Below are 26,024 nucleotides of genomic sequence, written 5' to 3'. Positions count from 1 at the left end.
AAACATCATCTGATAACAAATTTATTAATTACTTCCCATGCATATTTATCAGTATACAAGTATTTTTTTTTATTAATCTCGGATTTAAATTGCTCAAGCTTAAAAGGGTTATTTATCAAGAAAATCACTTTTTCTATAAAGTCATCTTCATCACCCCACTTAGAAATTAATCCAGTTTTCCCATCCTCTATAAATTCATTAGCATACAGCCAATTAGTAGCAACAATTGGCAAATTAGCGAAATAAGCATCTATAATAACACCTGGCATACCCTCGGTATAATACTCTGTAGGGAAGACCATAAAACTATAATGAGAAAGAGTATCAATCACCGAATCTGGATCTAATACTCCCATATAGGAGGCCCTATCTCTTTTCTCTATTTCTTCATAGAAATACTTCTTATCATTTTCATAAATAGGTCCATAAAAATCAATTTTTATATTATTTTGTTCTCCAAACTGGTCAATCATATTAAATAATACACTTAGTCCCTTTTTCCTATTTATTCTTGAAATAAAGACCAACTTATGATTGTCAACGACAGACTGGGTAGCTTGCTTATAGAATTTAAAATTCGGTATTATTTCAACATTTTTAAACCCTTTCAAAATTAGCTCATTCTTCAAAAGCGTTGTTTCTACAAATATTCCTTTAATTCCTTTTAGAAAAAATTTATGAAATGGTTTATTCTTTAAAAAATCACATAACCACCCACCTATGACAAAGTAAAATATCTTCTTTTTCATTAAAAAACAAAGAGGATATAATAACGGAAAAATAAACTTAAGGTTATTGTGTGCAGGAAGGTAAACAATTTTTTTTGCCTTAAAAATTTTGGTCAACAAAATAAAAAACTGAAATTTATCTCGTTTAAAAACCTGGGTATCAAAATAATCAACATCCAAATCATGATTATTTAACAAAGTATAAACATTACGAGTTTTAACCGTTTGGCCATCTATTTGATTAGTATCATAGCCGAAATACCCCAAAACCAAAATCCTATCACTAAACATCATTAATATTTTTTTGTACTTATCCGAAGGTAATCGCTCTTTTCAAACTTTTTAATATTCTTAACATTTTTAAGGACATCCTTCCACATATTAACAAATATAGATAACTTGAAGAATGGCTCTTTATATAATAATCTTAAAGAACTTAGCAAGTGTGCCAATACAGACAAACACCATATAGGAAAGATTAACTGCTCTTTTAGATTAGATAACCGTTGGGAATAATGATAGACCATGTTTCCTATCCTTGCTTCCGAAACTTTTACTCTTGATGCTCCGACTTTATGATATATAATAGCATTATATAAACAAACTATATCTTTATTTTCTTTTCGTAATCGAAAAGCCAACTCGAAATCTTCCTCTCCAAAGAAGAATTTTTCAGTCAGAATCCCAGTCTGTTTCAAATCTAAGAATAATGTGCAGCCCGTACCGTAATCTATTTTTTTTAATCCTTCTTGTGGCACTTCATTATAGTTCATTAATGCATAGTCATATTTTCTAACTCCCAACCAATTAATCATACCACCACAATTCCATATTACATCATTTGGTTCATAATATCGAATCTGAGGAACTACAGCCGCAATACGGTTATTTTGTTTTAATACATCAAACATCTTCCCAAGTGCATTCTCCACAATTTCCGTATCATTATTTAATAACACAGCATACTGCTCATTACTTTTCATTAAAAATTTTAACGCAACGTTATTGCCAGCTGCAAATCCTAGGTTTTCATTATTCCTAATGAAAATAATCTTGTCTCTACTATTGTAAGAAGCAAACTCTTCGGAAATTAAAACTTTATCAGATAGAAAAAGATCGGAGTCATCAATTATTGGATACTTAAAATGTTCTTTGCAATATAATTCAATATTCTGAACCTCACTTACTTCAGAACCATTGTCTACAAGAACAATTGTATAATTATTTTCAATAGTTTCATTTAAAATACTTTCGATACACTTTTGTGTATCGTTCCATCCGTTCCAGTTTAATATAATAATGTTATACCTATGTTGCATTTCTTTTTTTTGTTAAAAAAATTAAATTTAAAAACAATGCAAAAGCAATAGTTTCGTAAAAAAGCAGGGAGTTAAAATAAAAATCAAACCAACCAAAACATATTATAGATAATATAAAAGTATAAAGAGCTAAATACATTAAATTATACGTCAATAAGCCCTTTTTTAAGATTAAATGACAGATAAAAGAAAAAATGAAAATAGCTAAGATAGCAATTTTAGTCCCCCCGTACATATATAATGTTCCGAAAAATGTACGTACATTTATTACTCTACCTTCACCGATATTAGTGAAAATATCTGAAAATGCAACTTTGACTTCTTCTCTATTTCCAGAAATAAGAGCAATCGTATTAAAAATTGGTCTAAAAATCATCTCGGGTTCTAAACCAGTACTTCCAAACGAAGAAAAATAAGCATTCATTCCTGCTGTACCGGAAACATAATATAGTATCATATGATTAAAAATATCCTCTACAGGCGCCCAATCACCAAAAACCATACTATATGAAATATAGAAAACTCCAAATCCAAAAACAAGCGCAGAAATTATATGAACCAATGTAATTCGCTTATTAAAGAAAAACACCCATGCAAAGAAGTAGCTAATCAACAATAATAATATTCCACTCTTCGTACCATAAAAAACGGAAAGAGCCAGTGAAACAAATACGATATAACTACTTTGCAATTTATGAACCTTTTTCCCTTTTACAAATAAGGACAGAAATGAGAAAATAGACAAAAACTTTAATTGTAGTATAAGATGCGCCTGGAACCCCTTTCCTAAATATTCCTCCACAACATCACCTCCAGAGGTTATATACAATCTAAATGCATTGTAGAGAAAATAAGTAAGTATTATTGATAGAAAAAATGTAAAACTAGTCAGCTTTTTACTAAAGATAATAACGTCGTTTTCTTTTTCTAATGTCGATCGAGGAACTATTTTTACGGGAACAATCAAATTAGTAATCACTCCAGCAAACCAGAAGAAAAAGAGCCCAAAAACCCATATATATAGAACATCATAATTAAGTTTATAGTAGCCCAAGCGCTCAGCATTCAAATCATACAATATACATATAGCTAGGAAAGGTACAGACAAAAATATACTTGGGGTATAATATGTATTATACATTCTCCTATCCAAAATTACAATAAGAATCACTGTTAAAATCAAAGCTACTAGCCCCATGATATTACTTTTAGTTTTCTAAACACCAATAATAACAAAATCAATTCGGCAAGAACCATTGCTATCGAGGCACCGATATCTCCCCAAAAGTAAACACAAAAAAAGCACGAGATAATACTAGATAAACCACTTAGCCAAACGGCTTTTGTGAAAAATTTATTTTCTCCTCTATTCACAAGTCCAATTATACCATAGTAATAATTAAGCCCACCCAATAAAATGACAAAACTAAGTATTCTAAGATTAATCACAGTATTGTAAATCACTTCACCTAGATATAATTCTATAATAATAGAAGACAGCAAGCAGATAATTACACTTCCAAAAAGAAAAAATACTGTTAGATATCTTCCCACTTTTTGAAACGATTCCATCACAGTGGTATTATCCTGTACAAATTGCCTACTAAAATACGGATAAAGAGCTGTCACTATAATATTTGTAAAAGACTGCATTGCTTTCACCAATTTCTCAGCAGGTGCATAAAGTCCAACCACCGTATAATTTGTAACTAATCCTAAGATGATAATATTGGATTCTCTATAGAAATTCATACCGATTGTAGACAAAAACAGTTGCCAGCCCTCTTTCAGGTCCGCTTTAATTTGTGAAAATGCTGGTAAAAAGAATTTAATCTTAAATGTTAAGTACACTATAAAAGCAGAAGCTAAAGCCCCCAACATAAAACTTAGCGATTGAAAGGACATTAACAAGCCCATGTCTTGTTCCGTTTGGACAAAGTTATAAATAAAAACAAACGCCACTAATCTGACAACCAAATTAATGATAGTAATAAATTTCATTTTCTCCAAACCTTGGAATAGCCAAACAGGTATCAAGCCTTGCCCCAAAAAAATACCTGATCCTAATAAGTATAAAGATAAAGTATCTGGAATAATAAGGTATAAAACTAGTAGAATAAGAACTAAGATAAACGATATTACTAAACGAATAACAGTGATTGAACTGTATGTTTCAGAAATCAATTGTACATTTCCTTGATTTTTTGCAATCTTATTTGTAGCAGAAAAATTGAAACCATATTGAACTAAAAGGTTCATATAATTCAAGACTGTATAAGCAAATATATATCCCCCATAATTCTCCACTCCTAAACGTTTAATAAGAATAGGAATAATAATTAATGGAAAAATATAATTGACAACATTCAATACAGAAAGTGATAAAAAGCTTTCTAAAATCTTTTTAGCACTACCAGTCTTAAATTTACTAATTATAGCCACCTTACTTAACTAAGCCCACTAAATACTCACCATAGCCCGACTTGCGGAGAGGTTCCGCAATCTTAATTAACTGGAGTTTGTTTATCCAGCCCATACGATAAGCCACCTCTTCAATCGCTCCTATTTTCATACCCTGACGCTCTTCGATGACCTGTACAAACTGACCTGCTTGCATCAATGACTGAATAGTACCGGTATCCAACCAGGCGGTTCCTCGATCAAATACGCCAACCTTCAATTTGCCTCTTTTTAGGTATTCTCTATTGACATCGGTAATTTCCAGTTCACCACGATGCGATGGCTTTATATTCTTCGCAATCTCCACCACATCATTATCGTAAAAATAAAGTCCTGGAACGGCGTAATTTGACTTAGGCGCTACGGGCTTCTCTTCGATAGATACGACATTATTGTCTTTATCAAACTCGACTACGCCATAACGTTCTGGGTCATGTACAGGATAGGCGAATACGACTCCTCCATCTGGATCAGCTGAAGACTGTAATAATTTGGACATCCCTGACCCATAAAAGATATTATCGCCTAATATCAAAGCTACTTTATCATCACCAATAAACTCCTCGCCCAAGATGAAAGCCTGCGCTAATCCGTCTGGGCTTGGTTGCTCCTTGTATGTAAATTTACAACCTAACTGTGATCCGTCTCCCAATAATTTTTCGAAATTAGGTAGATCCTGTGGGGTAGAGATAATCAGTATCTCGCTGATCCCAGCCAACATCAGCGTAGACAAGGGATAGTATATCATGGGCTTATCGTAGACCGGCATCAGCTGCTTAGAGACAGCTAGTGTCAACGGGTGCAAACGTGTCCCCGAACCTCCGGCTAGTATTATTCCTTTCATTCTTTTTAGATATTAGTATTTAGATGTTAGTATTCAGACTTTGTGTCCTAATGCTAATGCCATATTGTTTGTTATTGTGCTGTGTCCCGAATTTACTTCGGGGTTATCAAGAGAACCTGTTATCTAGATTTAAAGACTAGCAAGCATTGCTTGCAAACTATCTTTCCAATCTGGCACTTCTACTTTAAATGTACGTTTTATCTTTGATTTATCGAGTAAGGAGTACTTTGGTCGCTTTGCTGGCGTTGGGTATTGTGTCGTAGAAATAGGGTTGATTGTACAATCCAATCCTTTTATTTCTCTAATGGCTACAGCAAAATCGTACCAGGATATCTCCCCTTCGTTGGAGTAGTGGTATACCCCGCCTACCCAGTCTTCGTCTTCGATGATATCGACAATAGCCTGAGCTAGGTCTTTCGCATAGGTCGGTGAACCGATTTGATCATTAATCAAGGATATTTCATCTCGCTCGGTCATCAAACGGATCATAGTCTTCACAAAGTTATTACCATAGGTTGAATATACCCACGAGGTACGGATTACAATAGACTCCGCATGCCATTTTAGAATTGCCTGTTCGCCTTTCAACTTGGTCAGGCCATAGGTGTTGATCGGATCTACAGGAGCATCTTCGGTTAGCGCGATATCGGAATTGCCGTCAAATACGTAATCGGTAGAAATAGCAATCAGTTTAGCGCCATATAATCTACAATATTGGGCAATCTCTTCGGATGCCAAATGATTAACTACATCGGCAAGTGCAGGTTCTGATTCGGCCTTGTCTACCGCCGTATACGCTGCCGCATGGATGATCAAATCGGGTTGATACATTCCTAAGATGTTTTGAATGATCAAAGTTTGGTCTAAAGGAAGTTGTTTACGGTCTAAGAAATAAGTTTCGTACCTAGGATTTGTTTCTAAGTATTCTTTTAATTCGGAACCGAGTTGGCCATTGGAACCAGTTATTAATATCTTCATATCAATCTTTTTATATCACTCAAGCCGTGACGGGCTTCCACTTTGTATCGCCAAAATGGACCAAAACTCGTCGCTTGATATTTTTGAATGTGTGGATAGTGAACTACCGAACAGCTTTTGCAGTTTTCAAAAATATAGGCGACATTATATAAGCTGTATAACCAGTAACCTACTTTACTACTTCCCTTCTAAAAACATCCTTAAAACTCGGCGCTTCTCTGTCTTTATCGGACAATAACATTTCTTCTACTGAGATCTGCCAGTCTACCGCTAGATCTTTATCTAATGGGTGTACACCACACTCGGATTCTTTGTTATAGTAGTTATCGCACTTGTAGAAGAAGGTTGCTGTCTCACTTAATACCACAAACCCATGCAGGAAGCCACGTGGAACGAACAATTGCAGATTGTTTTCTGCAGAAAGGCGGACAGCTTCGTATTGACCGAAAGTCGGAGACCCTGGTCGAGCATCAACCGCTACATCCAACACTTCACCATCCAATACACGAACCAACTTAGCTTGAGCATGCTCTCCCGACTGCGCGTGCAATCCACGAAGCACCCCCTTTGTAGAGAATGATTGGTTATCCTGTACAAAATGTGTATTCGTGCCGGTCACCTCATTGAAAGTCTTTTCATTAAAGCCTTCCATAAAATATCCTCTGCTATCACCAAATTTTGCAGGTTCTAATATATAACAGCCTTTTAGACTGGTTTCTGTAATCTTCATCTTTATTTAGTATTAAGTATTAAGATATTAGTATTTAGACTTTAAATAGATTTAAAAACTAGTTGTCCTTATATTGTTCACTATAATACTTTTGATACTCCCCAGAGGTTACATTATCTAGCCATTCTTGGTTTGACAGGAACCAGTCGATTGTGATGGATAATCCCTGTTCGAAAGTTACAGATGGCTTATAGCCTAATTCTTGGTTAATCTTCGTCGCATCGATAGCATAACGCAAATCGTGACCTGGTCTATCTTTTACAAACGTGATCAATTGCGCCGCCGTACCTGCTGGTCTTCCTAACTTCTCGTCCATCTGCTTGCACAGTTCTTTGACCAGGTCAATATTCTGCCATTCGTTAAAGCCACCAACGTTATAAGACTGTCCATTATCACCTTGATGAAATACCAGATCGATGGCCTTAGCATGATCAATTACAAAAAGCCAATCGCGGGTGAATTTACCGTCACCATAGATCGGTAGAGGCTTATTGTTTAAGATATTGTGAATACAAAGCGGAATCAATTTCTCCGGAAAATGATTGGGTCCGTAATTATTGGAACAGTTGGTTAATACTACAGGTAAATCGTACGTATCTTGATAGGCGCGTACAAAATGATCTGAAGAAGCTTTGGAAGCCGAATAAGGCGAGTGCGGATCGTAGGAAGTCTCTTCGGTAAATAACCCCGTTTCTCCCAATGTACCATACACCTCGTCGGTAGACACATGGTGAAAACGCTTGCCCTCAAAACTATCCTTCCAAATCTCCCGAGCGGCATTCAATAAATTAACCGTACCGATTACGTTCGTCATCACAAATGCTAAAGGATCACATATTGAGCGATCAACATGCGATTCTGCCGCTAGATGGATAACTCCATCGGGCTTATATTCTTGAAATACCTCTAGAATATGCTTTGCATCCGTGATATCTGCTTTAACAAAAGTATAATTGGACTTATCCTCAATATCTTTCAGGTTCTCCAAGTTACCCGCATAGGTCAAAGCATCCAGATTGATGATGTGATACGATGGATATTTATTTACGAACTCACGTACTACGTGGGAGCCAATAAAGCCTGCACCACCTGTGATAATAATTGACTTTATCATTTTTTTATTGTTACCCCACAAAAATCTAACACTGTTTTATCTGTAGAAATATCTAAAGTTTTAAACTCATTATGCGCCACTAAAAACACAATAATATCTGCCTTTTCTATCGCCTCTTTATAATCTGTTAATTTAAAAATTTTATGTTCATGAACATTAGGTTCTACTATATACATAGCTGCATCTCCAGAGTCCTGTAATACTCTTTCAGCAATATGAATAGCAGGCGATTCGCGCAAATCATCGATATTTGGTTTAAAGGCCAGCCCCATAATAGCTATCGATGGCTGGCGCCCATGTTTTAGCTCAAACTCCAAACGCGCTGTTTTCACTTTCTCCGCGCACCAAAAAGGTTTATAATTGTTTGTAGAACGTGCCTGTGCAATAATACGAGATTCCATGGGGAAGTCTGCAGTAATAAAATACGGATCTACCGCTATACAATGTCCTCCTACACCACATCCTGGCTGTAAAATATTCACCCGAGGATGCTTATTTGCTAATCTAACTAGATCCCAAACATTTATTCCAGCCTTATCACAGATTAGTGATAGCTCATTTGCAAAAGCAATCTGTACATCTCGGGATGAGTTTTCTGTCAATTTACACATCTCTGCTGTACGAGCATTTGTCGGATGTAACTCTCCTTTAACAAACTGACTGTAAAAAGCTAATGCTTTTTGTGTAGAGCCTTCATTAACACCTCCAATCACACGGTCATTATGCACCAACTCATACATTACATTCCCAGGCAAAACACGCTCAGGGCAATACGCCAAGTATATTTTATCTTTTAATTCTGGCCGTTTAGTAAATATTAATTCCATCATCTTCTCTGTAGTCCCAACAGGAGAAGTCGATTCGATAATATATAGATCACCCTCTTTTAATAAAGGGATAATACCATCAGTAGCAGCTTGTACATAGGAAATGTCGGGCTGATGATCTCCCTTAAACGGAGTAGGCACCACAACTAAATATGTATCTGCACCAACTGGCTTCGTAGCAGCCTTTAGAAACCCTCGGCTTACAGCTTCGGCAACTACCTTATCCAATTCGGGTTCTACAATATGGATTTTACCTGCATTGATAGTATCAACTACATGTTGTGAGATATCTACCCCGTGTACTTTTATACCACTATTTGCGATTAGAGCAGAGGTAGGTAATCCGATATAACCTAAACCCACCGTTACTACTTTTGCTTGTATTGACATGATTTATCTTAAATTTTTGATGAAATTAACAATCCGCTCACAAGCTTTTCCATCGCCATAAGGGTTATGTAGTTCACTCATTTGCTTATATCGAGCTGTATAATCCAAAAGCTGCTGAGCTTCTGAAACAATTTTTTGCCTATCAGTACCTACAAGAATAACTGTCCCTGCATCTACCGCCTCCGGTCTTTCGGTAGTATCACGCATGACTAAAACTGGTTTCCCCAGACTCGGCGCCTCTTCCTGCACACCACCGGAATCAGTAATTATCAGATAAGACTGATTCATCAACCAAACAAAAGCTGGATAGGCTAAAGGATCAATTAACTGTATATTATCAATCCCAGACAGGATTTCATATACGGGGCCTTTTACGTTAGGATTCAAATGGACAGGATAAATAATCTGCACATCTGGATTCTTTAATGCAATTTCCTTCAATGCTTCACAAATATTAATAAATCCTTGTCCATGATTCTCCCGTCGATGTCCCGTCACTAATATCAACCTCCTAGATGCATCAACAAGTGTTTTTAGTTCATTAATCTCTTCATTATCTAAATCCCTTACACGCGCAGAACTTTCAAACAAGGCGTCAATAACGGTATTACCCGTTACCAAAATAGTATCTACAGCAATATTCTCTGCTAAAAGATTCTTTTCGGAAGCTACAGTCGGGGCAAAATGGAAATCAGCAATACGTCCAGTGATCTGTCTATTAATTTCTTCTGGAAACGGAGAGCGCTTATTATGTGTACGAAGCCCTGCTTCTACATGGCAAACCCGTGCCCCTGAATAAAAAGCAGCGATTCCAGCTGCCATGGTAGTACTGGTATCTCCATGTACATAGACATAATCTGGTTGATACTCCTCTAAAATAGGCTTTAAACCAATAATAATATCTGAGGTTAAAGAATACAAACTCTGATTAGGCCTCATCAAATCCATATCATAATCTGGTACAAGATTAAAGAAATCTAAAACCTGATCCAACATTTCCCTATGTTGCGCGGTTACACAAACCCTAGTTTCCATATCTGGATGTTTCCTAAATTCTTTTACCAAAGGGGCCATTTTAATAGCTTCTGGTCGTGTCCCGAATACAATAAGATTTTTCTTCATTTACAGTTTTTTATAATTGTGATTTGCTAAAGAAATCCTGTTACTTAATATATACTATGTAGCTCTCTTTTGCTACCCCTTCCCATTTTTCAAGTTCTCCTTGTCCGCTACAATCTTACGTAGTCCCGAACTCGAAAAACGATGATCTCTACCGTTGAAATACAGTTCAATCCCTTTATCTTCGCAGTACTGACGACCAGTAAAATCTCTATTCTTATACTCATCGCCCACAATGCGTACATCTAGCTTAAAGGACCGTAAGATATCTTCCAGATCCTGCTCCGTAGAGTAAGGGACAATCTCATCCACATACTGACAACCACGCAATTGAATATAGCGTTCAACAACGGTCTGTGTGGGCGCATTCTTCTCCGGCCGATCCAATGTAGGATCCATTTGCAGACCACAGATCAAATAATCACATTGACGCTTTGCCTCAGCCAACATCATAATGTGTCCAGCATGCAACAGATCAAAGGTCGAGAAAGTAATTCCCACCCGAGGTCCCGGATTGTAATCCTGTTTTTTCTCCTTATTATCCATATTAAAAGCTTTCTTTTTGATATAGTACTATTTTCGATTTTGCCAATTCAGGTACCTGTGTATACAAGCTCACCTTTTTATTCAGCAATTTTTCAGCCTTGCCTGCTGCCTGCAATAAATATGCCGAATCCACATTATTGCCAATCACTAAGACCTCAATATGTCCAGAATCTAGTCCTTGCGCATAGTCGCCAAGCAACGCAACTTGCTGTACATCACCAGCTCGCTCCAATACCTGATCCACAATTTGATCAATACCTAAAAAATCATGAATTAATCCCTGCAATGAACCAAACAGTGTATGTTTGGAATTTGCACGATAGAAAACCTTCTGCTCACCTTCTTCGCGAACAAGATAACCTGCCTCTGTCAATTGATTGAGCTCTTTGCGAATTGCATTGGTCGATTCATTAAATTCTTCGGCAATACCACGCAGGTACCCGCGATTGCTCGCCGACACAAAAAATTTAATTAATAACTTGAGTCTCGTCTTGGACGTAATCAATGATTGCAACATTGGCTAATAGTGTTGAGTCACAAAAGTACTCATAAAAAAATGAAGTAGGTTAGAAAAAGTGAGAAAAGTTAAGAAGGTTATAGAGTGAAAATGTAAAATCGTGAAACGGTGACAAGCGGTGAAGTAACCGACCATAAACGAAAAAGTGACAGCTTTCACTACCACCTATTTCTTAACCAATCTCATTAGATATTCGCCATACCCTGATTTTTTTAAGGATTCGGCAATCTGAATCAACTGTTCTCTGTCAATATACCCCATGCGATAGGCCACTTCTTCAATCGCCCCGATTTTCATTCCTTGGCGTTCCTCAATGACTTGTACAAACTGGCCGGCCTGCATCAAGGACTGAATTGTACCTGTATCCAACCAGGCTGTTCCCCGATCGAATACACCTACTTTCAGCTTCCCTCTTCTCAGATATTCTCTATTGACATCAGTAATCTCTAACTCCCCACGATGCGATGGCTTTATACCTTTAGCAATCTCTACAACATCATTATCGTAAAAATAAAGGCCGGGTACAGCATAATTAGATTTCGGCTCCACTGGTTTTTCCTCAATAGAAACAACTTTATTTTCTGCATCAAACTCAACTACGCCATAGCGCTCAGGATCATGTACAGGATAGGCAAATACAACGCCTCCATCTGGATCTGCCGAGGATTGCAACAGCTTAGACATTCCTGACCCATAAAAGATGTTATCTCCTAATATCAAAGCTACTTTATCGTCTCCGATAAATTCCTCACCTAATATAAATGCCTGCGCAAGACCGTCTGGAGAAGGTTGCTCTTTATACGAAAACTTACACCCCAACTGTGATCCATCGCCCAATAATTTTTCAAAATTAGATAGATCCTGCGGGGTGGAGATAATCAGTATCTCATTAATCCCTGCCAACATCAGTGTAGACAAAGGGTAATATATCATCGGTTTATCATAGACTGGCATCAACTGCTTGGATACAGCCAGTGTCAAAGGGTGTAATCGTGTACCGGAGCCGCCGGCGAGTATTATTCCTTTCATTCGTGATCTAATTAAAGCGAATTTTCACAAATTAATGCGAATTACGCAGGTTTACTATTAACGATTCTTTTATATGTCAATGACGACTGTCCAAAATTAATCAATATCCCAAGCCTCTTATTTGTTGCTCGTAAATAATTTAATAATTGTTTATTGAACGCTTCCGCCAAAAAATTAACTGATTTAATCTCTAAAATTATATCCTCAAAACAAATAAAGTCTGCTTTAAAATACTTACTCAACTTTTGATCTTCATAATATAAATCTAGTTTCTTTTCTTGTTCAAAAGGAATACCCTCCTTCTTTAACTCTTTAGCGAGGACTTCTGAATAAACCGACTCCAAAAAGCCTGCTCCTAAATTCGAATGAATTTTCATACAGATACCTATGATCTGAAAGCTTTCATTTTTATAGACAATCTCTTTATTCATTGCTCAACTAAATTCGCATCAATTAGCTTAAATTTGCTAGCATTTGCACTAAACTATCTTTCCAACTTGGTACTTCTACTTTAAATGTACGTTTTATCTTTGATTTATCGAGCAGGGAGTACTTCGGACGCTTTGCGGGCGTTGGGTATTGTGTAGTAGGGATAGGGTTGATTTTGCAATCCAGTCCTTTTATCTCTTTAATGGCTATCGCAAAATCGTACCAGGATATTTCTCCTGCGTTGGAGTAATGATACAGTCCGCCTACCCAATCCTCGCCTTCGATGATATCGACAATAGCCTGAGCTAGGTCTTTGGCATAAGTTGGCGAACCGATTTGATCGTTAATAACGGAGATTTCGTCTCTTTCTGTCATCAAACGGATCATGGTCTTTACAAAGTTATTCCCATAAGTTGAATAAACCCATGAAGTGCGAATCACGATACTCTCTGCATGCCATTTCAGAATTGCCTGCTCGCCTTTTAGCTTGGTCAAGCCATAGGTATTGATCGGATCTACAGGCGCGTCTTCGGTCAAAGCAACATCAGAATTCCCATCAAACACGTAATCGGTAGAAATAGCAATTAATTTTGCACCATGCAATCTACAGTATTGAGCAATTTCTTCTGAAGCTAAATGATTAATGGCATCTGCAAGTGCAGGTTCTGATTCAGCCTTATCTACAGCCGTATAGGCGGCAGCATGAATAATCAAATCAGGCTGGTACATTCCTAAGATATCCTGAATAATCAAGGTTTGTTCTAAAGGGAGTTGTTTGCGGTCAAGGAAGTAACATTCTTTGTCTGCATGATCTTTTAATAAATCCTTTAGTTCTGAGCCTAACTGACCATTAGAACCGGTTATTAATATCTTCATCTCAATTTCTTTATGTCACTCAAGTGTTTTATGTCACTCAAGCCGTGACAGGCTCACACTTTTGTCTTGTCAAAAGTGTGCAAAACCGTGTTGCTTAAAAATTTTGAATGTAAGGATTGTGAACTCACTGCAATTTTCAAAATTTTGTTAGGCAACATAATTATTATTTGTACAATTACTGCTTCTTCTACAAAGTAGCTTTAAACTCAGCGAATGATTGTGCTTCTCTGTCTTTATCGGACAATAACATTTCTTCTACTGGGATCGCCCAGTCTATTGCAAGATCTGCATCTAATGGGTGCACACCACACTCGGATTCTTTGTTATAATAGTTATCGCATTTGTAAAAGAACGTTGCTGTCTCGCTTAATACTACAAACCCGTGCAGGAAGCCACGTGGAACGAACAACTGTAGGTTGTTTTCTGCAGAAAGTCGTACAGCTTCGTATTGACCGAAAGTCGAAGATTCTGGTCTAACATCGACCGCTACATCCAACACTTCACCATCCAATACACGCACTAGCTTAGCTTGAGCATGTTCACCCGACTGCGCATGCAATCCACGAAGCACCCCCTTAGTGGAGAACGATTGATTATCCTGCACAAAATGCGTATTCGTGCCCGTCACTTCATTGAAGATCTTTTCATTAAAGCCTTCCATGAAATACCCCCGGCTATCACCAAATTTTGCAGGTTCTAATATATAACAGCCTTTTAGACTGGTTTCTGTGATTTTCATTCTTTGTTGTTGATATAGTTGAGAGAGTTACATTGTGATAAAGTGACAGGGTTACATTGTTAGACCTTTATGCTGTTGATTAGTTTTGTCAGCATATTCCTTATAAAAAATATACTAGAGAAAATCTCCTTAGCTTCAGCGATATAATCTAAACGTTGCGCAATCTTAAGTTGGGTATCCAACTCAGACAAAGAGCCTTGTGCAATAAAAAGAAACCTTATCCATTCGGCTTTACTTTGCCTGCCAGCACCTTCTGCTATATTTGACGGTACAGAAACTGCTGATCTCCGGATTTGACTAGTCAAACCATACACCTCTTCTTTTGGAAAAGATGCCGTCAATGCATAGACCTTTTCAACTAGCGTCATGGATTCTTGCCAAACCTTTAAATCTTCATGCGATTTCATACCTTGTAACCTTATAACTTTGTCACCTATCTGTTATACTGCTCTTGATAATACTTTTGATATTCCCCAGAGGTTACGTTGTCTAGCCATTCTTGATTTGATAGGAACCAATCAATTGTAATGGATAATCCTTGTTCGAAGGTTACAGATGGTTGATAGCCTAATTCTTGATTGATCTTCGTGGCATCGATAGCATAGCGTAAATCGTGCCCAGGTCTATCTTTTACAAAGGTGATCAATTGGTCAGCGGTCCCCGTTGGCCTACCCAATTTCTCGTCCATCTGCTTGCACAGTTCTTTGACCAGATCTATGTTTTGCCATTCGTTAAAGCCGCCAACATTGTAGGCATCACCTGTAGTGCCTTTGTGAAAGACCAGATCAATAGCTTTCGCATGATCAATAACGAACAACCAATCTCTAGTAAATTTACCATCGCCATAGATAGGTAGTGGTTTATTGTTTAAAATATTGTGGATGCACAGCGGAATTAATTTCTCTGGAAAGTGATTTGGACCGTAATTATTCGAACAGTTGGTCAATACCACTGGCAAACCATAGGTGTCGTGATACGCCCGTACAAAATGATCCGAAGAAGCTTTGGAGGCGGAGTAAGGCGAATGTGGATCGTAAGCCGTCTCTTCTGTGAATAAGCCCGTCTCTCCTAAGGTACCATACACCTCATCCGTAGATACGTGATGGAAACGCTTTCCTTCAAAATTATCTTTCCAAATCTCGCGAGCAGCATTCAACAGATTAACCGTACCAATCACATTGGTCATCACGAAAGCCAAAGGATCACTGATCGAGCGATCTACATGCGATTCTGCGGCCAAATGTATCACTCCATCGGGCTTGTATTCTTGAAAAATCGCTAAAATATGCTTCGCATCTGTAATGTCCGCTTTGACAAAGGTATAGCTCGATTTCCCTTCTATATCTTTTAAATTCTCCAGATTACCGGCATACGTCAGAGCATCCAGATTAATGATGTGATACGATGGATATTTATTTACGAATTCACGTACTACGTGGGAGCCAATAAAGCCTGCACCACCTGTGATTATTATCGTCCTCTTCATTCTACGAAAGTAAGAATATTAGAGGGTAAAGTGAAAAAGAGGTAGAAAGTTACAGCGTGACGAGGTGAAACTGTGGAGGCATTAGAAGGTTAGATAGTTAAGAGGGTTGATAGGGTTGAGAAGATTAAAAAGCTACGCCCGGGGTATTATACCACGGGCGCAATCATCTCTAATTTGGCAATAACCTCTCGGCGTTAAAACTTAAATACCTCTTTCAGCTTTGCATCGAGATCTTCATCCGATCCTGCTCCGCTGGCATAACGGCCTATGATAATACCATCAGGGCCTACTAATATTTTGCTTGGTAGCGTGTGTATACCATAAGCTTCGGATTTATCCTCCGACTTATCATACCCGCCATCCGGCGACTTTTTGAGACCACGCAATACATGTTTCCAGACCCCGATTTTATCTTGATCTACGGCTTTACGCCATGCTGCCGGATTGGTATCATCATCCGAAACACCGATGATCTCAAACCCTTTCTTTTTGTATTTGCTATACAACTGCAACAGGTGGGGATTGCCTTTACGGCAAGGTACACACCAACTGGCCCAAAAGTCAATAAGAACATATTGTCCTTTATAATCGGAAAGTTTCAACGGCTTGCCGTTAATATCCGGTCCCGAAAAATCGGCTGCTATCCCACCTGGGGATCCCCCCTGAAGGTTGGCTATTTCGTTCTTCAACTCCTGTCCTGCGGCCGAATTGCGAACCTCAGGCCCCATTTTGTCGTAGAATCCCTGTAGCTCATCCAAGCTCAAACTGCTGACATAGTAACGTAACTGTCCCGCCGATATATGCGAATTGGGATGCTCCCGGATATACGCAAGCTTTTTATCACGTATACGATCATAGTAGGGAGCCATCTGCTCGCGCAACTTTTCACACGCTTCCAATTTTTCATTTAAAATAGATTCGGCAGCCCCCTCTTTCTTCAATCGACCATACTCCATGCTTTTCTTGTTGTAGGCCTCACTTAGAGGTTTTACGAGTGCACTTTCTTCTTTTCCGATAGCATTAAACACCACATTTTCATCCTGGACTTTAGATCCGGCAATCAGTAGCTCTTGTGGTAGGTCGGTATTCCCCGTCAAACTGAGCGCTCCCGGTTCAACGTAAAAGCGCATATACTTTTCATAGGATTGAGGAGCACCTTCCTTGTCTTTTGTAAAATATGCGCTGACTTCAACAGGAGAAGACACCTTACCGATATAGCTGAAGACACCATTGAAGATGCGGGTGCTGTCGGCTACAGTCTTGCCATCGGCACCTTCATAGCGGATGTGGAAGGCGGTGTACTGTTCGGGGTTGTCGACTTTTCCCGATAGAACAAAGGTATTCTGATCCATCTGCGGAGCGCCTAATAACTCCCGAAGTTTTTCTTCCAGCTTATCCCCTCTTAGATTCTTCGCGATAATGGTTCCATTCGGATCCAGCAATAGGTTGGACGGGATGGATTTAATATCATACAGCACGCCAACTTCATTTTTCCAGCCTTTTAGATCGGAGACTTGTGTCCAGCTCAGGTTGTCCGCATGGATGGCCTCTATCCAGCGATTGTGCTGACCTGGATTGTCAAAGGATATGCCCAACACGGTGAAATTTTTATTCTTGAACTGCTGGTAGGCGGTCACCACATGAGGGTTTTCAATCCTGCAGGGCACACACCAGCTCGCCCAAAAGTCAATAAGCACATACTTCCCTTTGAAATCATTCAAGGAAACAACCTTGCCCGAGGTATCTGTCTGTGAGAAAGGTAAGGCTGTACGACCTATGCCCGTCAGCTTATCGGTCTTGATGCTGTGCTCGATATTTTTAATCGGTATGTTATTTTTAGCCTGCGGACTCACTTGCTGTAGGAGTGCATCGACTTCGGCTAGATTATCCCTATCCCGAAGGGTGAAAAACATCGGGTAGACTATGCCTGCACTATTTTTGTGCTTTAAGACAAAGGCTTTATCCAGCTTTTGCTGTTCTTCGTTCAGGGCATCCATACGTTTTCGTAGCTCGGCAGACTTCACGGTGTCCTTTCGATCGAAAGCCGCTCGGAGCTGTTCGTACAATTCCTTACTCCCGTCGACCTGTGGCCGGTTTTGAAACAGATTGTAATAGTCGGCCAGTTTACCGCCTGAGAATTTGGCATCTTTAAACTGGGGTGTTTTACTGGCTATATTTATTTTTCCTTTTTCGAAAAAGAGAAATGTCCCGTTCATCTCTCCCGAACGATCCATTTTGCCCGCTTGCAAAATATAGAAGTCCCCCTGCCCCTCTGGAATATCCAATTCAAATTTAAACCCTTTATCAGTTTGCTGTACAGAATCTTTCTGCCTATCTCCAAATCCCATAAAGTAGATCCACTCTTCCTTTGGTAGTCCTTCGAGCTTGCCTGTGATTAGGGTATTCGGTTTCTGGGCAAAAGCCTGGCTTCCTAGAGACAATACCGAAATGAAAATTAGTTTCTTTAGCATGTTATATAAAGTTAAAAAGGGGCTGTATCACAAAGCGAAGTTTATGATACAGCCCCTTAAAATTTATTAATTAAATATTCGCTTCAGCTCCGCATCTACATCTTCTTTGGATGTTGTATGTACCAGGATCTTACCCGCCTTGTCCAACAGCACATAGGTGGGTAGACTCGGGATGTCATACAATGTAGCTATGCGGGCGGGTCTATTTTTAACCGGAAAATCATCTGCAACCTGCAACCAAGGCATTTTTTCCATGTCCAGTGCTTTAAACCAGTCCGGCCATCCGCTATCATTGGTCACGCCGACGATCTCTAAACCTTTATTATGGTACTGCGCATAGACCTCTTTCCAGTGGGGAATAGCTTTACGGCAGGGACCACACCAGCTGGCCCAAAAATCCAACAGCACGTATTGGCCGCGCAGTGCGGATAATGTAAACTCCGTGCTGTCCGTCTTTAACGCTTTGAAATTTGGTGCTTCTTGTCCGGGCAGTAATGCTTTTTTGATGACTAGAATATTTTCTAGTTCTTTAACGTAAGCCGACTCCTTTGCGGGAGAACTAAGCCCTGTTACCCGCTTTTCCAGATCCGATATTGGCATTGATTCGTTAAACTGCTGATACCGCTGCAATAGATAAGCAACCGCCACCGAAGAGGGATGTGCCTGGATCAAGCTGTCGATACACTGCAGTTCCCATACCTTATGCTGCTCGCCAAATGTACCCATCTCCTCGCGGATAGCTTCTTTACCTTCAGGATTTGACTCGGCTTCGTATTTTTTATTCAAGGCTGTGTATACTTCTTTAGCGGCCAGGCTCTTCGGGTGATTTTCAAAAGCATTATAGATATCTTGATTTTGAGAGCCCTTCACGTTAAACTTGGTTAGGACTGCTCCCTTTCCTCCCTCGTACGCCGTATAGTCATAGTGGGTGGCTCCCGTAGTATCCGCCTCAAACTGCAGGGTGCCCGGTTCCATAAAAAAGGAGGTCGACCAGTTGCCCGGCTCTATCAGCAAGGTCATCATCTCTGGAGTGTTCAGATCACCTTCGAGTGTAAACTTACCATTTTGAATCTGCACACTATCGATGGTGATCGATTTATGTTCGTTCTGATCTATACGCTGTAGTTTCACCATTCCATCCGGAATACCGGTGAGCTGTCCGTTCAACACGTATTTATTTTCTGTTTTATTGCTTGCGCAACCCTGTATCAACAGGAGGGCTGCTGCGAGGCAAGTTAGGGTATTTCTCATATTCATTTCAGTTGTTGTTATTCGAATATTTCAGCTAGTTTTTGTTGTAACGATTCTCCGCGTAGGTCTTTCGCAATGATTTTGCCTGTAGGGTCTACCAACAATGTGCTCGGTATACCGCGTATACCATAATACGTTGATACTTCATTGTCAAACCCCTTAAGCGAAGATACCTGCGTCCATGGCATAGCATCTTCTTTGATTGCTTTGTTCCATTTCTCCGCATTATCATCCAAAGAGATCCCTAATACGGTGAAGTTTTTGTCTTTGTAGGTATTATAGGCCTTGAGCACATTCGGATTTTCCGCCCGGCACGGACCGCACCAACTGGCCCAAAAGTCAACCAATACGAACTTGCCTTTGAAGTCGGCAAAACTCACCGGATTGCCATGTTGGTCATTTTGTGTAAAAGCGAGCATATCCGAACCTAGGGCACTTCGTTGGATAACCGCTAGACGATCTGTCAGCGCTTTCCCCTTCGCTGTATTTAATAGTCCCTTGTCCAATAAGTCATATAATGGTTTCACCTCTTCGAAACTGCCCATGGCAGACCGGTCTTCGACTAGGCTCAGACTGAACGCACTTTTAGGGTGAGCAGCGATGTATTTAGCAGCACGCTGCCTCCGCTCCTCTCGGATACTTTCCATCTCCTGCTCAATTTTCAGCTGCTCTTCGGTCGTTCCTTTGCCCCATTTTTCATAAAGTGGATTAGTCCGTTCCTCTAGATCGGCCAATGTCGCAGCATAGGCGTCGGCCTCATCTTGAAGTTTACTGCCCGTCACGCGTAGATTATAAAGCGAATCTTTATGTGCATCTATTTTAATCGTGCCCGCCTCTAAAAAGGCTTCGGCATAACCGGATGGAAACATAAAGCCGACTTTCTGGGGCTCCCTTAAGAGTCCTTTCCAGCTAAAAAGGTCATTTTTCACCTGTATCGTATCTGACTTCTGGGTAGCGCCATCCATATAGTACATAACAAATTCAGCGTTTCCTATATCTTTTATGCGCCCTGAAACAGTGGCTTCCTGCGCTTGAACAGCTATCGCTGAAATAACAATCGCGGTGGTGGTAATATAATGTTTGTAGTTCATCGTGTTAAAATTTGTTATAGCCTGGATTTTGTTCACCTATGATGGGATTTTTTCGAAATTCCTCTGCAGGTATGGGCAGAATTATCCGATCTCTATCCAGGATGCTGGGTTTGATTTGTTGTATGGTCTGCAGTGGTAGACGGCATAATGTAGTCCAATCCTGACCATCTTCAAACGATAAGTTACGGGCTACTTCTCTATACACCTCGACCAATACCTCGGCCCGGGTCTGTAGTTGTTCTATATGATCAACATTGGTGAATCCGGCATGGCCAAGGATAGTCTTGAGGATGGCCTTAGCGTCGTCGATATTCCCATTGGACCGCAAGATGGCTTCGGCTCTTAAGAGGTATATTTCCGTAAGACGTAGCGCATAAGAATCCTCTTGTTTCGTGCCTCTGTATTTAAGTACGGCATCCTCTTCATCTTGATTGACACCAATCATCCAAACCTTTCGGGGGTCATTATTAGTAAATAAGCTCTTGAAGTAGTCGGTCGTCAGATAAGAGGGCGACTCCCTAAAATAATAAGCTTCCGTCTTAATAACCTGATTCGGCTTCGGCATGATACCAAACATAATCTCTTTACTGCTTATCCCTTTTGTACTAAAGATATCGCGTACATACGTCTCCAGCTCATAAGGCGAGTTCTCGATAATGTCGTTGGTAAGAGAAAGAATTTCCGTGTAATCCGTGGAAGAGCCACGGAGGATAAGCACCCGGCATTTCATCCCTTTTGCGATCCACTGGTTTGCATAGTGGTTCGGATTGGCAACCGGCGCATTTTCGATGGCAAAATCTATATCCGCTAGGATAGATTCATAGCTTTCTTGTACGTTACTCCGCGATTTAGCGAGATTATCGGTGCTTATAAACTCAGTACGTAATAATACGCCATAAGTACTATTTGTGTCGTAGAACTGTGAGAAATAGCGTAAGAGGTTATAATGTCCGTATGCCCGTAGTAAACGAGCCTCTGCAATGATCTCTTCTTTGCGGGACACAGCTATCTTTTCTTCACCTAGTGCTTCGATTTGCTTGATAACCCCATTCGCAGCATTTATCAACTTGTAATTGCTTGTCCACATATCCTCCAAGGGGTAGGTCGTACTGGTGATTCGGCTATTCTCTTCAAAATCTTCCGAACCATACGGGTATCTAATATTAGCGCCCAAAACCGATGGAGACACTTCGTGGTTGCGTGACCACATCACGCTAGGCGTGCCTCGGTCATCTCCGCCTTCCGCAAAGGTCAGATAGACCCCATTCAGCGCGACCTCTGCACTTTTTTGATCAACAATAACGTTGCCCTCTACTTTAGATTGCGTAGGTAATGCATCAAGCTGTTTACTACAGGATACATGTACACCAGCAATTCCGATTGCTACGAGATAATATAAAATATTCTTCATATGTATAATTTCTTTAATTAAAAGCCCAAACGTATACCAAAGGTGTAAGTCCGTGAAGTAGGGAAAGTACTCATATCCCTACCCCCACCGATGACACTTCTAGGGTCATCGCTCACTTCTGGATCAGCTCCTGGATAGGAGGTTACTGTAAATAGATTCATTGCCGAGGCGTAGATGTTCATCTGTTTTATCCTGAATCGATCGAGCAGATCGCTGGGTAGTGAATAGCTTACATTTAGCGTTTTTAATTTTAGGTAAGAGGCATCATAGATGTTGTCATTTGTTATAAAACTGCCTTCACCATAGATTAATCTTGCACGTGTGGCATCGGTATTGGAAGCATTGTACCTGTCCAAGATACGGACACCACGATTGGCTAGACTTTGCATATTCATATCGCTTACATCTTTCTGGTAGAGCAGTTTACCGCCATAGGAAAAAGTGAAAAGGGTAGTCAATGAAAGTCTTTTGTAACGCAGTGTATTCGTATATCCTCCATAAAATTTAGGGATCGTCCTTCCGATGACCTCCTGCTTCCAAAAACCATCTTCGATCTCGTAGTCTACATCACCAATATTGACGTAGGGCTGAAAATAAATGTAATAAGGGAAACGCGTTTTAAAATCTTCGAGCTGCTCCGGCGTCTTGATGATTCCCCGGGATACCCTACCGTACAACAACCCCAGTGGCTCACCTTCCTGAACGACGCTGGTCCCTAAGTTTAGCGCGTTTCTGTCGTTAGGATCCGAGAATGCCTCTCCTTCTATATTCAATACTTCGGACATATTTTTGGATATATTGAGTGCTCCACTCCATCCAAATCGCTCCTTACGGACGAAATCGCCTTGAAGCTCAAATTCTATCCCCTTGTTCTGAATCTTCGCAATATTATAGATCACACTCGAATAGGAAGTACTCGGTGCCGGAGTGATATTGAGTAGGGCACCGTCTGTCACTTTTCGATAGAAGCCTAAGGACCCGCTGAGTCTCCCTTTGAAGAAAGAATAATCCAAAGCGGCATCTTGTTGTGTCGTCGACTCCCAGCGTATATTGGCATTACCCAGCTGCGTGGGTATCAAGGCATTGGAATTGCCGTAAGAATCTGGCGTATACAACGTGCGCCACATATGGTCACCGATAGCCTGTGTCCCGGTACGACCTGCGCTCAATCTAATCTTTAGTTCATCAATCCAAGTTTTATCCCTTAAAAAGGACTCTTCAGAAATACGCCATGCGATGGCACCGGAAGGGAAGTAGCCGGTCTGGTTGCTCGGTCCAAATTTTGAAGACGCATCCGATCGCCCCGTAAACGTCAACAGGTATTTGTCTTTGAACACATAATTGGCCCGGATATAAAACGACAATAAGGCATTCTGAGCCGATGGGTTAGCACCTTGGACACGCACCGGCGTAGCTGCAGAGCTAAGGTTGTTCAAAAAAAAGTCATCGGGATAGCCCCGTCCGGTTGCTGAAAAGGATGCTATCCTATTTTGTTCCCAAGAGGTACCGCCCAATACATTGAGTCGGTGATTTTCATTGAAATCTTTATTCCAGGTCAAGGTGTTTTCTATAAATGTACTCAGCGAGTTGGTATGCGAGTTTGAACCTAATCCCCCGCCAGTAGACTCTCTACCGTAGAATCCACCTACCTCTAGGTAGCTTGGCGTATAGTTAATCTGGTTGTATAGATTTAGATTGGTAGAGATTGTACTTTTAAATTGTAAATCTTTCAAAATATCGTACTCCCCCGAAATCGATCCCAGCAAAAGATAAGTTTTAGCATTATTTGTGGTGGAGGTCAATGCCAGAGGATTTTGATAACCTCTATAATCTTGGCTCAAATCCCCCAAATTGGTAAAAGAACCATCTTGATTATAGACTTCGGCTGTTGGAGGGGCAGTCAATGCCTGTCCATATGCACCACTGATCAGATTATTGTCGGTATAGCCGTAGTTAATATTGGTGATCAACTTGAACTTTGTCCCGATCTGGTTGTCCAGATTTATCTTGCCTGATAGGCGTTTGAAATCTGAACCCAATACAGTACCCGTTTGATCGGTATAGTTTAATGAAGTGTAATATCTTGATTCAAGCCCCCCTCCAGTCACGGATATATCGGCATTATTGGTATACCCCGTCCGCAATACTAAATCCAGCCAATCTGTGTCAGCGTTGCCAAAAAAACTAGGATCATTTAATATACGTAATGATTGTAGAGAAGCCGTATTGGTCAGATTAAGTCCTAATCGTGTACGTTCATCGATCAGGTTTTGCGCCGCCTCTTTCAGTAAGCTTTTGTATTGGGAAGCATTTAACACCTTTTCTGGGAGCGAATTGTTAATACCTGTATAGTAGTTGACATTTAGTTGAGGTTTCATATTTTGCTTACCTCTTTTGGTGGTAATGATCACAACGCCATTTGCCGCTTTGGAACCATAGATGGCCGTTGCCGACGCATCTTTCAAGATATTAATGCTTTCTATGTCATTGAAATTAAGACCTGCCAAATTATTCAATCCCCGCGAAAATGCCCCCGATACACTGTTATTAAATCCTTCTGGCCCATTAGCCGCTTCGATAGGATTGACAATATCCGATTGGGAGTTGATGTAATTGTCCGTGACCACCGTCGGAATACCATCTATGATATATAGCGGATCATTGGTCCCAACCAACGAAGTACCTCCACGTACACGAATCCGTACAGCACCGCCTGGCGAACCATCTGCTTTAGTGACTTGCACACCTGCCGCCTTTCCTGTCAAGGCATCATCCACAGTCATAAAAGGTACATCACGGATCTCATCGACCTTGATCGAAGCGACCGAACCGGTGAGGTCTTTACGTCTCGTACTTCCGTACCCTACGACTACCGTCTCTTCTAGGGTATTTACTCCGGCAGTCATTGTCACCTTTATACCTTCCTGTAGGTGCGAGGAGGTGATGGTGATCGTTTGCGAAACCCGACCCAGGCAGGAGATCCGCAGTGTTTGCCCTGGATTGGCCTCAATGACAAAGCGTCCATTCTGATCCGTTAATACCGCATTATTATTTGCTCCTGAAATAGTCACTCCCGGTATAACTTTTCCCTGCTCATCGGTCACTACCCCTTGTACCTTTGCCTGTAGGCTGGTCGGTTTACGCACCTTTGACAACACGATAAGATAGTCCTTGCTGAGGGTAAAACTCAGATCGGTACCAGCCAGTAATTCTTGAAGTATATCTTTGACCGGCCTGTTGTGGCTCTGCACTTCAAAAGAGCTGCCTAAATCTTCGACAAGGTCTTCGCCATACACAAATCTGTATTTGGTCTGGGCTTCTATTTCCTTGAGTACGGATCCAAGCCTGACCGCCTTCATGTTTAATGTAGCGCGATCATTTTGAGCCCAGGTATTGCCAATAGCGGTCAGATTGAATAGCAGGGCGAGGATGAGGGTCAGTTTCACAACAATGAGTGTTTTTAAAAGTCTCGGGCAATATCTTCCCTTAACGCATATTGCGTTTTTTTTCATAATTTTGAAATGTTAATGTAAACGATTAGTAACCAGGCCTGAGATTAGCCGTCGCAGCCTGTTCTGTTAGTTAACGATTTTAGGGGCGTGCCTGGCATGCTCCTTTTCTTTTATCTACTTTTAACTTTCTGTATACGTCATATTATTGATCTATGTG

Annotated in this window: 23 protein-coding genes; all 23 read right to left on the bottom strand. The window is 40.2% G+C overall.

The window, feature by feature from the left end:
- Positions 1 to 5: 5 nt before the first annotated feature.
- Positions 6 to 1,022 (bottom strand): glycosyltransferase family 4 protein, encoded by a 1,017-nt coding sequence (locus tag CLV99_RS22030; RefSeq protein ID WP_133586678.1) that lies wholly within the window; start codon positions 1,020 to 1,022, stop codon positions 6 to 8.
- Complete coding sequence (locus tag CLV99_RS22025) at positions 1,022 to 2,047, bottom strand: glycosyltransferase (protein WP_133586677.1); 1,026 nt, start codon at positions 2,045 to 2,047, stop codon at positions 1,022 to 1,024. Before CLV99_RS22025 ends, CLV99_RS22030 begins: the two co-directional genes overlap by 1 nt.
- Positions 2,037 to 3,245, bottom strand: coding sequence for a DUF6337 family protein (locus CLV99_RS22020; protein WP_133586676.1), 1,209 nt, complete (start codon positions 3,243 to 3,245; stop codon positions 2,037 to 2,039). The genes CLV99_RS22025 and CLV99_RS22020 overlap by 11 nt, the downstream gene beginning before the upstream one ends.
- Positions 3,236 to 4,489, bottom strand: coding sequence for an oligosaccharide flippase family protein (locus CLV99_RS22015; RefSeq protein ID WP_133586675.1), 1,254 nt, complete (start codon positions 4,487 to 4,489; stop codon positions 3,236 to 3,238). The genes CLV99_RS22020 and CLV99_RS22015 overlap by 10 nt, the downstream gene beginning before the upstream one ends.
- Position 4,490: 1 nt before the next feature.
- On the bottom strand, positions 4,491 to 5,351 hold the full coding sequence (gene rfbA / locus CLV99_RS22010) for a glucose-1-phosphate thymidylyltransferase RfbA (protein ID WP_133586674.1): 861 nt from the start codon (positions 5,349 to 5,351) through the stop codon (positions 4,491 to 4,493).
- A 129-nt stretch (positions 5,352 to 5,480) separates the two neighbouring features.
- Positions 5,481 to 6,329, bottom strand: coding sequence for a dTDP-4-dehydrorhamnose reductase (gene rfbD / locus CLV99_RS22005; protein WP_133586673.1), 849 nt, complete (start codon positions 6,327 to 6,329; stop codon positions 5,481 to 5,483).
- A 169-nt stretch (positions 6,330 to 6,498) separates the two neighbouring features.
- Entirely contained in the window at positions 6,499 to 7,059 is a 561-nt protein-coding gene (rfbC, locus tag CLV99_RS22000; protein WP_133586672.1) for a dTDP-4-dehydrorhamnose 3,5-epimerase, read from the bottom strand.
- A 58-nt stretch (positions 7,060 to 7,117) separates the two neighbouring features.
- The gene (gene rfbB, locus CLV99_RS21995; RefSeq protein ID WP_211348622.1) at positions 7,118 to 8,173 is read right to left on the bottom strand and encodes a dTDP-glucose 4,6-dehydratase; all 1,056 of its coding nucleotides are present in this window, start codon (positions 8,171 to 8,173) and stop codon (positions 7,118 to 7,120) included.
- Positions 8,170 to 9,390 (bottom strand): UDP-N-acetyl-D-mannosamine dehydrogenase, encoded by a 1,221-nt coding sequence (gene wecC / locus CLV99_RS21990; protein ID WP_211348621.1) that lies wholly within the window; start codon positions 9,388 to 9,390, stop codon positions 8,170 to 8,172. Before wecC ends, rfbB (CLV99_RS21995) begins: the two co-directional genes overlap by 4 nt.
- Before the next feature lie 3 nt (positions 9,391 to 9,393).
- Positions 9,394 to 10,512 (bottom strand): non-hydrolyzing UDP-N-acetylglucosamine 2-epimerase, encoded by a 1,119-nt coding sequence (gene wecB / locus CLV99_RS21985; RefSeq protein WP_133586671.1) that lies wholly within the window; start codon positions 10,510 to 10,512, stop codon positions 9,394 to 9,396.
- A gap of 72 nt (positions 10,513 to 10,584) precedes the next feature.
- On the bottom strand, positions 10,585 to 11,055 hold the full coding sequence (locus CLV99_RS21980; protein ID WP_133586670.1) for an adenylyltransferase/cytidyltransferase family protein: 471 nt from the start codon (positions 11,053 to 11,055) through the stop codon (positions 10,585 to 10,587).
- 1 nt (position 11,056) lies between these two features.
- Entirely contained in the window at positions 11,057 to 11,572 is a 516-nt protein-coding gene (locus tag CLV99_RS21975) for a winged helix-turn-helix domain-containing protein (RefSeq protein ID WP_133586669.1), read from the bottom strand.
- 165 nt (positions 11,573 to 11,737) lie between these two features.
- On the bottom strand, positions 11,738 to 12,601 hold the full coding sequence (rfbA, locus tag CLV99_RS21970) for a glucose-1-phosphate thymidylyltransferase RfbA (protein ID WP_133586668.1): 864 nt from the start codon (positions 12,599 to 12,601) through the stop codon (positions 11,738 to 11,740).
- A 41-nt stretch (positions 12,602 to 12,642) separates the two neighbouring features.
- Complete coding sequence (locus CLV99_RS21965; protein WP_133586667.1) at positions 12,643 to 13,032, bottom strand: GxxExxY protein; 390 nt, start codon at positions 13,030 to 13,032, stop codon at positions 12,643 to 12,645.
- A gap of 22 nt (positions 13,033 to 13,054) precedes the next feature.
- Positions 13,055 to 13,906 (bottom strand): dTDP-4-dehydrorhamnose reductase, encoded by an 852-nt coding sequence (gene rfbD, locus CLV99_RS21960; RefSeq protein WP_133586666.1) that lies wholly within the window; start codon positions 13,904 to 13,906, stop codon positions 13,055 to 13,057.
- Positions 13,907 to 14,093: 187 nt separating this feature from the next.
- Positions 14,094 to 14,645, bottom strand: coding sequence for a dTDP-4-dehydrorhamnose 3,5-epimerase (rfbC, locus tag CLV99_RS21955; RefSeq protein WP_133586665.1), 552 nt, complete (start codon positions 14,643 to 14,645; stop codon positions 14,094 to 14,096).
- 59 nt (positions 14,646 to 14,704) lie between these two features.
- Positions 14,705 to 15,052: a four helix bundle protein gene (locus CLV99_RS21950; protein ID WP_133586664.1), complete on the bottom strand. Its 348-nt coding sequence runs from the start codon at positions 15,050 to 15,052 to the stop codon at positions 14,705 to 14,707.
- A gap of 26 nt (positions 15,053 to 15,078) precedes the next feature.
- Positions 15,079 to 16,131: a dTDP-glucose 4,6-dehydratase gene (gene rfbB, locus CLV99_RS21945; protein ID WP_133586663.1), complete on the bottom strand. Its 1,053-nt coding sequence runs from the start codon at positions 16,129 to 16,131 to the stop codon at positions 15,079 to 15,081.
- A gap of 194 nt (positions 16,132 to 16,325) precedes the next feature.
- On the bottom strand, positions 16,326 to 18,602 hold the full coding sequence (locus CLV99_RS21940; RefSeq protein ID WP_133586662.1) for a redoxin domain-containing protein: 2,277 nt from the start codon (positions 18,600 to 18,602) through the stop codon (positions 16,326 to 16,328).
- Between the two features lie 66 nt (positions 18,603 to 18,668).
- Entirely contained in the window at positions 18,669 to 19,859 is a 1,191-nt protein-coding gene (locus CLV99_RS21935) for a TlpA disulfide reductase family protein (RefSeq protein WP_133586661.1), read from the bottom strand.
- A gap of 11 nt (positions 19,860 to 19,870) precedes the next feature.
- Positions 19,871 to 20,944, bottom strand: coding sequence for a TlpA disulfide reductase family protein (locus CLV99_RS21930; RefSeq protein WP_133586660.1), 1,074 nt, complete (start codon positions 20,942 to 20,944; stop codon positions 19,871 to 19,873).
- A gap of 4 nt (positions 20,945 to 20,948) precedes the next feature.
- The gene (locus CLV99_RS21925; protein WP_133586659.1) at positions 20,949 to 22,355 is read right to left on the bottom strand and encodes a RagB/SusD family nutrient uptake outer membrane protein; all 1,407 of its coding nucleotides are present in this window, start codon (positions 22,353 to 22,355) and stop codon (positions 20,949 to 20,951) included.
- A 17-nt stretch (positions 22,356 to 22,372) separates the two neighbouring features.
- Positions 22,373 to 25,867, bottom strand: a complete 3,495-nt coding sequence (locus tag CLV99_RS21920) for a SusC/RagA family TonB-linked outer membrane protein (protein ID WP_133586658.1) — start codon at positions 25,865 to 25,867, stop codon at positions 22,373 to 22,375.
- Between the last annotated feature and the right edge of the window lie 157 nt (positions 25,868 to 26,024).

Source organism: Sphingobacterium yanglingense, assembly GCF_004363245.1.
Taxonomy (GTDB): Bacteria; Bacteroidota; Bacteroidia; order Sphingobacteriales; family Sphingobacteriaceae; genus Sphingobacterium; species Sphingobacterium yanglingense.
The sequence above is the reverse complement of the archived record's forward strand: the minus strand, read 5'-3'. Positions and strand labels throughout refer to the sequence as shown.